General features: G+C 39.4%; 8 protein-coding genes, 8 tRNA genes and 1 pseudogene. 8 read left to right on the top strand and 9 right to left on the bottom strand.

From position 1 onward, the window contains the following. From GKR71_RS16885 to gltX, 4 genes are all read right to left on the bottom strand, one after another. Positions 1-727, bottom strand: a 727-nt coding sequence (locus GKR71_RS16885) for a flavin monoamine oxidase family protein (RefSeq protein WP_154634620.1), incomplete at its 3' end; no start/stop codon positions are given. A 212-nt stretch (positions 728-939) separates the two neighbouring features. Next, positions 940-1,015, bottom strand: a tRNA-Ala gene (locus tag GKR71_RS16890). 49 nt (positions 1,016-1,064) lie between these two features. Next, a tRNA-Ala gene (locus tag GKR71_RS16895) sits at positions 1,065-1,140 on the bottom strand. Between the two features lie 194 nt (positions 1,141-1,334). Next, complete coding sequence (gene gltX / locus GKR71_RS16900) at positions 1,335-2,756, bottom strand: glutamate--tRNA ligase (protein WP_108478553.1); 1,422 nt, start codon at positions 2,754-2,756, stop codon at positions 1,335-1,337. A 355-nt stretch (positions 2,757-3,111) separates the two neighbouring features. Between gltX and GKR71_RS16905 the strand changes: the two genes are divergently transcribed. The 7 genes and pseudogenes from GKR71_RS16905 (at position 3,112) to GKR71_RS16935 (ending at position 5,416) form a co-directional block, all read left to right on the top strand. Continuing rightward, positions 3,112-3,187 (top strand) — tRNA-Val (locus GKR71_RS16905). Positions 3,188-3,214: 27 nt separating this feature from the next. Next, positions 3,215-3,290, top strand: a tRNA-Val gene (locus tag GKR71_RS16910). Between the two features lie 31 nt (positions 3,291-3,321). Continuing rightward, positions 3,322-3,397 (top strand) — tRNA-Val (locus tag GKR71_RS16915). A gap of 42 nt (positions 3,398-3,439) precedes the next feature. Next, positions 3,440-3,515, top strand: a tRNA-Lys gene (locus tag GKR71_RS16920). Positions 3,516-3,559: 44 nt separating this feature from the next. Beyond that, positions 3,560-3,635: transfer RNA gene (locus GKR71_RS16925), tRNA-Lys, on the top strand. 21 nt (positions 3,636-3,656) lie between these two features. After that, positions 3,657-3,732 (top strand) — tRNA-Val (locus GKR71_RS16930). Positions 3,733-5,122: 1,390 nt separating this feature from the next. Next, positions 5,123-5,416: pseudogene (locus tag GKR71_RS16935) on the top strand (helix-turn-helix domain-containing protein). 244 nt (positions 5,417-5,660) lie between these two features. Here the strand turns inward: GKR71_RS16935 and GKR71_RS16940 are convergent. The 5 genes from GKR71_RS16940 to GKR71_RS16960 form a co-directional block, all read right to left on the bottom strand. After that, positions 5,661-7,388: a potassium/proton antiporter gene (locus tag GKR71_RS16940; RefSeq protein ID WP_071992124.1), complete on the bottom strand. Its 1,728-nt coding sequence runs from the start codon at positions 7,386-7,388 to the stop codon at positions 5,661-5,663. A 368-nt stretch (positions 7,389-7,756) separates the two neighbouring features. Continuing rightward, positions 7,757-8,425: a methionine ABC transporter permease gene (locus GKR71_RS16945; protein WP_036949317.1), complete on the bottom strand. Its 669-nt coding sequence runs from the start codon at positions 8,423-8,425 to the stop codon at positions 7,757-7,759. After that, positions 8,422-9,435 (bottom strand): methionine ABC transporter ATP-binding protein, encoded by a 1,014-nt coding sequence (locus GKR71_RS16950; protein WP_036949320.1) that lies wholly within the window; start codon positions 9,433-9,435, stop codon positions 8,422-8,424. Before GKR71_RS16950 ends, GKR71_RS16945 begins: the two co-directional genes overlap by 4 nt. A gap of 3 nt (positions 9,436-9,438) precedes the next feature. Further along, a complete protein-coding gene (locus tag GKR71_RS16955) occupies positions 9,439-10,899 on the bottom strand; it encodes an FAD/NAD(P)-binding protein (protein ID WP_154634621.1) in 1,461 nt (486 codons plus the stop codon). A 4-nt stretch (positions 10,900-10,903) separates the two neighbouring features. Next, positions 10,904-12,037 carry a CMD domain-containing protein gene (locus tag GKR71_RS16960; protein ID WP_036949326.1) on the bottom strand — a complete coding sequence of 378 codons (1,134 nt, stop codon included), beginning with the start codon at positions 12,035-12,037 and terminating at the stop codon, positions 10,904-10,906. A gap of 242 nt (positions 12,038-12,279) precedes the next feature. On the opposite strand from GKR71_RS16960, the gene GKR71_RS16965 reads away from it, so the two are divergent. Beyond that, positions 12,280-13,122, top strand: a complete 843-nt coding sequence (locus tag GKR71_RS16965; protein WP_036949328.1) for a MetQ/NlpA family ABC transporter substrate-binding protein — start codon at positions 12,280-12,282, stop codon at positions 13,120-13,122. Positions 13,123-13,265 lie beyond the last annotated feature (143 nt).

Raw genomic sequence — 13,265 nt, forward strand, 5'->3', positions numbered from 1 at the left:
TAAGCGTGGTGATAGTGACATAATTATCTAAGTAATGAATATGTTCAACTGGATGGTTAAGGCGAATATCCAGCCCATTTGATAGCGTTTCGATAATTTGGGAATATCCGCGAGGGAAGATCACTTCATCGCCTTCACAAAAGCCTTCAAGTTGTAAAAAATAGGGAGATAATGTCTCTAATGTGCAAGCACAGGGATCTTCAGCGATAACTTCAAAAAACTCATGTAAACCTGTTTGTAGCTGTTCAAACAGGGATTGACTTGCATGGTGGTCTACTGTCAATAAATGGTGGAATTCAGGGCTTTGCAACCAACTATTTAACGCTTCGGCTGCATTGTTAAATTGGCAGGGTGATGAAATGGTTTCAAACTGTTCCATTAAATAGTCAAGACCCGCTTCAAAAGCCTCTTTTTCGTTCTCACACAAAACCAAGCCATTTTTTTTATAGAAAATAGCGTCTTGGTAATTGAAAACAACGGTTTGAATATGGTGCTGTTGTGCAATTGCACTGATTGGATTGTCGGTAATACCGTGGATCCAAGAAGCGCCTAAATCATAAAATTGGTTATCAATTTCACGCGTATGAATACGCCCACCAAGACGGTCGCGTGCTTCTAAGATAAGGACTTTTTTATGTTGGGGGGGTTGTGACTGTAATTGATTTGCGACTGATAAACCTGAAACGCCTGCTCCTATCACAATGATATCGGCATCTATGTGTGGCATAACTCACCTAGTTGAAATGGAATAGGGACGATGTGCGATGAGACATCTGAATAATTCTATTTAAATAAAATTATAAGCTAATTATATATGAGTAAATCAAATGTGAATAGACGGTACAGTAGGGGAAAGTGAGTTAGGCTAAATTATTAAGATAAACTGCAAATAGAATTTGGAAAAGGAAAGAGTGAATTAAAGGGAGATAAGAAAGAGTTTGGTGGAGCTAAGCGGGATCGAACCGCTGACCTCTTGCATGCCATGCAAGCGCTCTCCCAGCTGAGCTATAGCCCCAAACGTAGTCTTTTGTTATGAAATTCAGCCATCTAAACTGGTTTTTAGATGGTGGAGCTAAGCGGGATCGAACCGCTGACCTCTTGCATGCCATGCAAGCGCTCTCCCAGCTGAGCTATAGCCCCAAACAAAATCTTTTGGACGGGAGGCATCATATTCAAGCTCGATTGGAGTGTCAATATATTAATATGTTTTTCGGGTTTAACTGCTGAAATATAGAACATTTTGCAATCAATTCCCATTTAATGCGGGAGCTGAAAAGCAAACTGCCTCTTAAGTTAAGAGGCAGTAAAATAGAAAGGCTTCTTAATTTAGAAAATTATTGTGCGGATGCTTCGCGTTCTGCGATAAACGCTAATGCTTTTTCGATACGAGCTACAGAACGAGCCTGACCGATAGCATGAACGGTAACATCTAACCCAGGTGATTGGCCTGCACCAGTTACCGCTACACGTAAAGGCATTCCCACTTTACCCATACCCACATCTAATTCAGCCGCGGTCGCTTCAATCGCTTGATGGACATTCTCGGCCGTCCAATCGGAAATAGCGATTAATTTGTCTTTCACCACTTCTAATGGCTGACGTGCAACTGGGCGTAAGTGTTTTTTCGCTGCATCAGCATCAAACTCTTCAAAGTCCTGATAGAAGTAGTGGCAAGATTCCGCCATTTCTTTCAGTGTCTTACAGCGCTCACCCAGTAATTTGATTAACTCAACTAACTGTGGACCTGTGCTGGTGTCGATATTTTGCTGTTCGATATGCCATGCAAGGTAGGTTGCCACTTCTTCAGCTGGCAGAGTATTGATGTAGTGATGGTTCAGCCACTGTAATTTCTCAGTGTTGAATGCACTCGCTGATTTGCTGATAGCATCAAGAGAAAAATATTCTTTCATTTCTTCAATTGAGAAGATCTCTTGGTCGCCGTGTGACCAGCCTAAGCGTACTAAATAGTTTAATAGTGCTTGTGGCAGGTAACCGTCATCGCGATATTGCATAACGCTAACAGCGCCATGGCGTTTAGACAGTTTTTTACCATCATCACCTAAAATCATCGAAACGTGAGCATATTCAGGCACTGGCGCGCCTAATGCTTTGAGAATGTTGATTTGGCGAGGGGTGTTATTGATATGGTCTTCACCACGAATGACGTGGGTAATTTCCATATCCCAGTCATCAATAACGACACAGAAGTTGTAAGTTGGAGAACCATCGGTACGACGGATGATTAAGTCATCCAGCTCTTGGTTGCTAAATTCAATTGGACCACGAATGGTGTCATTGAAAATTACAGAACCGTCTTGTGGGTTACGGAAGCGAACAACATGCGGTTCTGCCGCAGTGTGGTTATGTTCATGGTCACGGCAACAACCGTCATAGCGGGGTTTTTCGCCTTTTGCCATTTGTTCTTCGCGTAACGCTTCTAAACGCTCTTTAGAGCAGTAGCAGCGGTAAGCGGTACCTGCTTCTAACATGGTATCAATTACCGCATTGTAGCGGTCGAAACGCTTAGTTTGATAGTAAGGACCTTCATCCCAATTTAAATTCAACCAGTTCATACCGTCCATAATGGCGTCGATAGCTTCCTGAGTTGAACGTTCTAAGTCGGTGTCTTCAATACGCAGGACAAATTCGCCCTGATTGTGGCGACTATATAACCAGGAATACAGGGCGGTACGAGCACCACCAACGTGCAAGTAGCCAGTTGGGCTTGGTGCAAAACGGGTTTTGATTTTACTCATCGAGATTGCCTTAATTGCGAAACGTTGTTTCTTATGCGCTTATGTTCATCGTAAGCATTGCTAAAAGTTCCTCTATTCTATCACCCTGTAGTGAATCCTCAATCTGCTTCTCTCTATACAGATAAAGAAAATCATCAAATTGGGAAAATAACCGCTGAAATTTTTAGTCTGGTGAGCTTCGGATGATTTTTTTCTAATAAAATTTAGTAGGATAATGTAGTTAATTGATTAAAAAGGGTACTTCTTAGGTGATAATTAAAACATCTTGATTATTTTTGCAACGAACAGAAAAAATCTATTCAAAAACCGTTGACTCAGAACGCAGTATCCCTATAATGCACCTCCATCGACGACGGGGCGATTAGCTCAGTTGGTAGAGCACCTCCCTTACAAGGAGGGGGTCAGTGGTTCGAGCCCGCTATCGCCCACCACCGTTGACGATGAAAACATAAATGATTGGGCGATTAGCTCAGTTGGTAGAGCACCTCCCTTACAAGGAGGGGGTCAGTGGTTCGAGCCCGCTATCGCCCACCAATTATTTATGACAATGTGGTTATTATGAAGTGGGCGATTAGCTCAGTTGGTAGAGCACCTCCCTTACAAGGAGGGGGTCAGTGGTTCGAGCCCGCTATCGCCCACCACTTCATCTTTTCTTGCATTAAAAACAATTCAGAAATACAGATGGGTCGTTAGCTCAGTTGGTAGAGCAGTTGACTTTTAATCAATTGGTCGCAGGTTCGAATCCTGCACGACCCACCATCTAAATGAAATAAGTCATTCAAGCAGTACAGATACTTGAATATGGGTCGTTAGCTCAGTTGGTAGAGCAGTTGACTTTTAATCAATTGGTCGCAGGTTCGAATCCTGCACGACCCACCATCAAGTACAGCGTCATGAAGTGGGCGATTAGCTCAGTTGGTAGAGCACCTCCCTTACAAGGAGGGGGTCAGTGGTTCGAGCCCGCTATCGCCCACCACTTCATCATTCTCAAAAAGCGCCTCTCTAAAAACGCCAATTGAAGATATAACTTACTGATTTTAGTTAATTTGCGTATAGTTACATTCAATAAATTTTCATCATCCTCTCTCTATGATCCTTCGTTGATTTTGCTTAAATATTCATATTACTCATTAAGTATTATTCCTATTAAGATTGAATATGGCGTTATATTGACCATTATATTATTAATATAAACTTTTGTTTTTTTTATGAATCAATATATTCAATGAAACGATAACGAGATTTTTCCTTGCATTGAATAAGTCTCAATTTGGTTAAAATCAAAATCTAGTTAATAAAAATAAAGAATGTTAACGCCTTAAGTGAAATTACCTAAATGGAGATGTTAAAGGATTAATGCATTAATAGTTTTATCTGAAATGAATTTTTATTTAAAACTATGGCGGTAATGTAACTGCGTTAGAAACTAAATTATGCGATACCCATGAACAGCCTTATGTTGGTTTGGATTAAATAAATTATTAAGAATATTCTTAGATGATATTAAAGAAATAACAAACAAAACTTTCATTGATATTACAGTAAAAGAATATCTTCAAAGTAGTATATTAGTGAATAATTCTAGCTATTCACGTTTTGATAATCTTAAAGTTCAATAATTTCTGAGTGTTCATGTATTCATAATATTAAAATAAGATTATCGATAATCAGTAATGTTCATATTTTTGTGATATTCATCAAGTAAAGTGAATGTTCGGCTTCCTTAACGTTAATGTTTTGTTATGTTGAATATGTAGGTGCATTAAATTCACTAAGTTACTTTAAAAATATAGCGTTTAATTAATTTGTAGCATGCGGTTCAAAAATGTAAGTTATTGATGTTTTATGTTGCAAAATAGTTATATATGTAAAACACATATTTTTTACTTTCTTTTACAGAAAATGCTCACTTAATGTGGTTTTTGACTCAAAAAACTACCAATGTTATCGTGAAACGATTAACTTTGTTACAGTGTTAAATTATTCTGTTTATTTCCTTTATTTTTGGATTTATTGGCGGGAAAGTGGTTGGTTTTTAGTGAATTGTCTTGCGATGTGCTCTTTCACCTGAGTTTACTCGGTGATATTCACTGGCTATCAATTTGCATAACAGATTGATAATTAAGGATTTATTTGCTAACTCGTCTTGTTTGTATAGAAAAAAATATTTTGTTACATAGTTGCAATGTCATTTTTGGACTAGTTGAAACTAATTAGAAGGCTAGTATATCATTCTCTTAGTGATGTTGGATGTATCACCATGTTTTTATCGATGAACTATATAGTACATATAAAATAACAATGAAAATGGCAGAAAATACCTGCTGATTTTTATTCAATTAATATAGATTGAAGCGAGAATGTTTATGAATACAAAATATCCTGTCGCTTGTGCAGTTGGACAAAAAATTAAGTCTTTAAGAAAAGCTCAAGGCTATACGGTTTTCCAATTAGCTAAAGAGATCGACATCAGTGAACAATAACTATTTCGTTATGAACGAGGTGTGAATCGTATTGATATAGATTGCTTAGTTCGCGTATTAAAGGTACTAGGCGTAAATATGGGTGAGTTCTTCAGTGAAGTTCTCCAGGATGATATCAACGCGTCTGAGGAAAGAGAATCTAAAGGGTTTAACGACTCACTTTATTCTCTCGTATAATATCTATTCCATGTATACGTTTCATAATGAAACAAATTAAGTACAGTAATTAAATTGTTTCAATTGAGAACGATAAAATTAATTAACTCAAGTTAGTTAGTAAAAGTCATTGAATATATTAATCTCCCTCTTATATAGAGTACTTGCAAAAATAAAAGCCCCTTTGGGGCTTTTATTTTTTATGCATACAATTTAGAAAATAAGCGTGGAAAAATGAAAATGGATTATCACTATTTTTAACATATTATTCCTGCTGGATTTTTACTGGCTCTAAAATAACAGTAACGATACGTGGGCCGATCATTTCATCAATTTTTATTTGTATGCCATCTAGCTTAATCACATCCCCTTGAGAGGGTTCATTTTCAGTATTGACGTGAATAAATTGATTGAGTGTTTTATCGGAATCAACTTCAATCAAAATCCCATATGACTCATAAATTTCATTTAATCGCGTTGTGCCTTTTAAGCTTAAACCTGATTCAGGTAGCTCCATAACGGTTGGTTCTGAAGAGGTTTGTTCGGAGAATAATCTTTCTAAGAATAGGCGACTTTGCGGTTTTAGTACGACAAACAAATGATCATTCGCCATTAAGATTGTTGAGCCGCGTGGTGGCAATACACTTTTTTCTCGGGTGATCATCGCAATCACGGTTTGGTCAGGCAGGGCTAATTGAGATAACCTTCGTCCTACCGCAGAGCAGTCCTCGCCCAGCGTATATTCGACCAAGTCAGCATCAATCTGGTCGACAGCAGTAATATCTAATGTCGCAGCGGGCAGAAGCGGTGGTGGTTGCATAAGATTTAATTTGCGAGCAAAGTAAGGCAGCGTGGAACCTTGTAGCGTTGCAGAAATGAGTACCACGAAGAAAACAACATCAAAAATGAGGTTGGCCCCCGGTAACCCAAAAATGAAGGGGAAAATAGCCAAAATAATCGGAACAGAGCCTCTTAGTCCAACCCAGGAGATAAGTGCTATCTCATTTCGAGTGAAGCGAAATAGTTTGAGTACAGGGACAACCGCCAACGGTCTTGCAACAAAGGTTAATACCAGCGCAATGAGCAACCCTTCCTGCCATACCTCAATTAATGAGCTAGGGTTAACCAATAAGCCTAACATCACGAACATGATGATTTGGCTTAACCATGCCAGCCCATCATGGAATAGAAAGGTATTGCGCTGGAAAACAAATGAGTGATTACCAATAACCACACCCGTGACAAAAATAGATAAGAAGCCACTTCCATCTAAATTACTGGCGACACCGAATGAAAACAAACCACAAGCCGCCACTAAAACGGGATAAAGACCTGCCGCAAGTAACTTAATTTTGTTGATGATCTTTATTGAAATCCAACCAACACCTACCCCTACAGCAGCACCAATTCCCATTTGGCTAACAAATAATAACGCTAATTCACTGCCAGAGGCTTGTGGGTTCATTAGTAGTTGCAGTAGTCCAACGGTTAAAAATATGGCCATGGGGTCGTTGGTTGCACTCTCTATCTCTAAAGTCGCCTGTAAACGCTCATTTAGGTAAATGCCTGCATTGCGTAGCAGTGAAAATACGGCGGCGGCATCCGTTGAGCCAACAATGGCGCCTAAAAGCAACCCTTCAAGAAGTGGAATACCTAAAATATAGGCAGCGGCTAACCCAGTGATACCCGCAGTAATCAAAACACCAACGGTAGCTAAGGTGAATGCAGGTTTCCAGACTAGCTTAATTGATTTTACTGAGGTTTGTAGCCCACCATCGAAAAGGATTAGAGCAAGGGCGAGAGAGCCAACAGCATAAGATACATTGACGTTATCAAAGGTAATTTTCCCTAAGCCATCCTCACCTGCCAGCATGCCAATAAAGAGAAACATAACCAACATTGGCAAACCAAGTCTTGCAGACAATTTACTCGAAAAAATACCGAGTAAAATCAATATGGATGAAAGCAATATAAGTTGTTCGATAGTCGGCATAATCAGTTTTCAGTTAGAGGTTAATAAAACGCTGACGATGCATCGTAAAGCGCGCGAGGTAGCTAAAGATGTTATCAAAGTGACTAAAATATACATTTCATAGTGTTTTTGGTCTCAAGTGGTCAAATAAACATTATGATGTATAGTATTATGATTATATATGAATCATTTAAAATATATTGGTATTTTACTGCATTTTTTAAAATTTAATTTTTAGAAATAGCCTGTTTTTTTATTAAACTCGTATTAATAGCGACTTTTTTATGTGTAAATATTTTTTGCGGAGGAATTGAAAAGGGAAGAGAGATGGTTAATTGTATGAAAAATAAATAAAAGTCGATGAAGATATTTCATCGACTTTATATTAACTAGTGAAAACGCGCCTTTCTTGCCAAAGTGTCACCAATAAACTGTATTCCTTGCACGATAATCACCAAGGTCACAACCGTAATTGCCATAGCAACATTATCAAAGCGTTGATAACCGTAATTTAGCGCAAGATCACCAACACCGCCGCCACCAACGGCTCCAGCCATCGCCGTTGCCCCAACCAGCGTTATACTGGCAGCCGTTAAGCTTAAAATTAATGATGACTTTGCTTCCGGTAGAATAAAGTGCCAAACAATTTGCCAGTTGGTCGCTCCCATTGCATCGGCAGCTTCAATAATACCCGAATGGACACTGAGCAATGAATTCTCAACCAATCTTGCCGTATATGGCGCAATATAAATGACTAAAGGGACTATCGCCGCGGTGGTGCCAATAGATGTTCCTACCACAAAGCGTGTTAATGGGATTATAGCCACTAATAAAATAATAAAAGGTAGTGAACGGAATATATTAATAATAGGGTTAATAACGCGATAAATACGTTTGTTTTCCCAAATTCCGTCTGGGCGAGTAATAACTAATAAAATTCCCAATAAGATCCCGAATAGCGAACCGAGGACAAGCGCAATACTCACCATAGTGAATGTTTCTGACATGGCCAATAAAAATTGTTTACTTGTCAGTGCTGTTTCAAAAAACTCACTCATACTGTCCCCTTATTCACTGCAACGCCACGATGGCGTAAATAGGCTACGGCTTCATCAATGTGCTGTTTATCGCCTAACATCTGAACAAACATACTGCCTAAAACGACGCCGTTGATCTCTTTCATGTTGGCAAATAGGATATTGATTTTAATAATATTTTTGATAATAAGTTCATTCACCACAGGCTCTTGAGCGGATTTGCCTAAAAATTCTAATCGATATACATCCTCTTGATGTTCAAGCTGATGGAGTACACGCTCCGGAATTTTTTCATTGAGCACAGTACCCACAAATTTTTGCGTGGTTGGATGTTGAGGATTGGCAAAAATATCAAGTACTGTGCCTTCTTCAACAATGCGACCGGATTCCATGACGGCGACACGATGACAAATCTGCTCAATGACTTCCATTTCATGAGTGACCAATAAAATGGTAATTTTCTGCTCACGATTGATTTTTTGCAGTAATGCCAAAATAGAGGCGGTGGTTTGCGGATCCAAGGCAGAGGTTGCCTCATCACACAGCAAGATTTGTGGATTATTAATCAACGCTCTCGCTATTCCAACACGCTGTTTTTGCCCACCAGAAAGCTGGTTAGGGTATTGGTGTTTCTTATCGCTTAATTCAACGTATTCAAGAATGTTATCTACGCGACGGGCAATTTCGTGCTTATCAATGCCAAGTAAAACCAGGGGCATAGCAACATTCTGTTCGACAGTCTTGGTTTCCAACAAATTGAAATGTTGGAAAATCATTCCGATACTTTTTTTATGTGTCCGTATTTGCGATGGGGTATGCTCCGCTAAATTGTGCTGATCGACCTTGATGGCGCCACCGGTAGGCTTTTCTAATTGATTGACTAAGCGGATCAAGGAACTTTTACCTGCACCGCTATAACCAATAAAACCAAAAATATCACCTTTATTGATATGCAAATTAATATCTTGTAGAGCGACTAAGGATTGCCCATTTTTTTCATAAATCTTTTGGACATTGTTAAATTCAATCATCCTTTACTCCACATTTTCAATCAATTGTACACGCTGAGCGGGTGGTAAGGCAGGTTGCCATTCATCACCTAATAACTCATTTTCTGTACTGGTTTTAACCAACTCAAGGTGCTGTTGCCGATGGGCTAGATACAACTTGGCAGCAATATGATCCGCTAAACGCTCAGCTCCGGTATTGGTGCCTGGGATCAAGCCAATTAAGGGACCCATGCTGAGCGAAGCGCTTAAATTGAAGCAATAAAAGTGGTCGATAAACGGAAACTCGTAACCCGATTTTGCTTGCAATTCAAAGTGTTCACCAAGATAGGGATGCGCGGCAAGTTCATCATTTTCCTCACCTTTAGGTGGGGTATAAACATCTCTCCACGTTTTAATAAACGGCGCTAGGCGATGAAATGGGCTGTATTTTTGCCAATTTAGTCGGTAGCCAGTCGCTAAAATGAGGTAATCAAAAGAGAAATCCCCTTGGTTGGTGGAAACGTGCAATTTATTCTCTTTGACGGTGACATCATTGACTTGTGTATTGAAGTTAAAATAAGCATGTGTATGACGAGAAACTCGTAGTGTACTACCATGAGGGGCAGGGGTTTTCGCTTTCAAAACATAATCGGCATAATGCCATTTTTGCGCATCGGTAAAATACCCATAGGCATTGGTAAAACCGGCACTTCCGGCGACCTTTCCTCGGTTTACTCGCGGCATCTCTTTTGCTCGGATCAACAACTCAACAGACTTAGCACCATGTTCTAATGCAGTGGCTGAACTGTCCATAGCTCCCGCACTGTAGCCTACAACGCCAATATCGAGCCCGTTAAATCTCTCATAGTTGCTACCCGCATATGAATGCTCCCAGTATTGAGTTGGAATTTTATTCATAAATTCTGGGATGTTAGGCTCGCTAAATGATTCCATGCCGGTTGCAATGACAACATGCTGAGCAACAAAAGAGGTTTGTCCATTGGGAGTATCAAACGTTAACTCACGGCCTTGAGGGATTAATTTAACATCAACTAATTGGTGCTGATTTAGCAGTGTGGGTGCCGTCATGGTTTTAAACCATTGTAGGTACTCACCCCATTGTAAGCGTGGGATTTTATCGAGATTTTCCCACACATCATCGCCAAATTGAGCTTTAAACCAGGCTTGGAATGTTAAAGAGGGGGATGCAAGAGCAGGGCCGACAACCTGTTTAGGTGACTGCAAGGTTTCCATCAAGGCTGGCGTTTGCCAAGGACCTTCTTTGCCTGAGGGCGCTTGGTCAAAAACGATAGCGTTAATTCCCCGTAATTTTAAGGCAAAAGCCGCCGTTACTCCCGACATTCCCCCACCGATAATGGCGACATTAATCTTTTGTTTATCAAGATCTTCATCTGACAACGACCATGAGCTAATCGGTAAATTAAGATACTGCAAATCCTGATTTATTTGCGCCTCTAGAGCCGCTAATCCAATGACCTTATCCATGGTATTACTCCTTATTTTCAGGGAGTTCAAACGGTTCTCCCAATGTCAGCATTAAGCGATTAGCCCATGAAAAAAATGCACTGGATTGAATTAAATCGAGTAACTCTAGTTCCGTTAGCCCTAATGAGCGTAGCTGATCGATTTGCTCAACTGAGGCTTGAATAGGCGTAGTAGAGAGCGAAGCAACAAGAGAAACGATAGCTAAAAGCCTCGATTCATAGCCTTCAGCAAGCACATTTCCTGCGGGTGTTGCCAGCAGTTTCTCGACATCACCGAGATGTTCTTTTGCATACTGGCTAGCTTTGCGCGCATGAACTGAAGCGCAATAAATGCAGCCATTCACTTTACTGACCGCAGCAGCAGCAAACTCTCTCTCCCAGCGAGGTAGCCCTCCTGAGGTATAAAAAATACCTCGGTCTATCTGTGTACGTAGCGCTAAAATCTCGCTTTGATGAGCTAACAGAAGGAAATATTCAGAATTTAATTGCCCATGTTTTTTCAGCGTTTGAGTTTCATCGTCACTTAACGAATTGACATCTCGCGCAGATAACCAAGACTCCCAACCTAATTGCTGCTGTGTAAAGGCGGTCGGTGATGGTTGCCCTAACTGTGTTGTCGTTGCGTGGTTCCAATTTCCTGCCAAAATTGGAAAGTGTTGGTCTGCTTTATTATCTGAATTCTGGCTTTGTCCAATTAATAATTCCAGGCCAGCAACTAAGCGGGATTGATAAGTGACAAAGGTAATTAACTGAGCCAATAAAATAATATCGGGCTCAGACCATCCTTGCTGAATAAATTGTTGTGTTAAAGCATAATCAGCTTGATTTGGATTGCTGGTTAATACTCGCAGATATTTCTCTGCAAGCGTAATCTCAGGTGTTATTTCGACGATGGATTGTGATGATAATAATTCAGCATAATATTTTGCAAGTAATATTGAACCAGTAATTTTCGCCACGGAAAGCGCAAAATAGTATTTCACATTTAGAGGCAATATTTGAGATGGCACAGAAAAAACAGCCTCAAAAGCGGCTTGAGTATTTTCTGTTGCAACCGGTCTTTCTGCGCGGTTTTTCGCTAATTCTGAGTCTGGTGTCAGGTTAAGAATATTGTTAATTAAATCAAATTTTACTGTCATAAATAACTCACTTTATTTAAATTTTTTTATCTCCTTCATTACATATCAATCACATCATTATTCGAACTACCATTTTGTTATATCGTTATAACCATTTTGGTTTGATTCATTTTTATATTCATTTCTATTTAAGTTATAACGAACGGATCTAAGACGTTAAATAAATCCTGTTTATACTCCGGTCGATTGGCAATATTAAAAGCTGAAAGTAATTAAAAAGTAATCACCATAGGAAATTTCAAATGTTCAAACAAAAAATAATAAATTTATCTTTAGTGGCAACCGCAATCATTTTATTGGCAGGATGTGGTGATAATAAAGAAAAAGACAGCTCAGATAAAAAGCAAATTACTATTGGCTTCGGTGTTGGGAATTATATCGACCAAGTCGATAAAGGCATTGTACCTATTTTAGAGAAAAAAGGTTACCAAGTGACGTTACGTCAGTTTTCACAAAACAGGCAAATTAACCCTGCATTTGAAGAAGGGGCAATTGACGCATCAGTAAACCAAAGTCGCGCTTATATGGAAGCGTATAACCAAAAAAATAATATTAATATGGTCGCATTGGCCGATTCACCAAGCGCACCGCAGAGTTTACGTTCGAATAAACACAAAACGCTGAATGATGTGCAAGATGGCATGATTGTCGCGCTGTCAAATGACCCTGTAAACGCGGAACGTGGAGCTCGAATTTTAGAGCAACTGGGTTGGATTAAAATCAAACCGAATGTCAGTACGCTCAGCTTTAGCGTCAATGACATTGAACCTGCAAAATATAAGCTCGATATCCGTGAAACAGATGCCGCGCAAGGTTTACGTCTATTGGATGATGTGGATTTTGTAGTAGTGAATGGTAATTATGTGGCGAGTGCAGGGCAGCGTATTGCGGATGGTTTGGTTGTTGAAAATTCACCGCTTGAGCATCGCGTTGTGGTTTCTGTGCTACAAAAAGATCTCGACACTCAATGGGCTAAAGATTTAAAAGAGGCTTTTGAATCAAAAGAGTATGCAGATTATATTCGCTCTCAGCGTATTTATGATGGTTTTATTGAACCTGCTGCATGGGCAAATTATTCTAAATAATATTCGAATCTTCGTTGCCAATTTGGTGAAAAATTGGCAACGGATTGTTTAGAAAGATAGACAAACGTCATAGAGTTGGTTATTACCTATTCAGAATAAATAAAAATAGCAAAATAAAATTGTCTTGATAAAGACTAAAACCA

It is taken from the genome of Providencia sp. wls1922, assembly GCF_009706505.1.
Lineage (GTDB): Bacteria > Pseudomonadota > Gammaproteobacteria > Enterobacterales > Enterobacteriaceae > Providencia > Providencia lanzhouensis.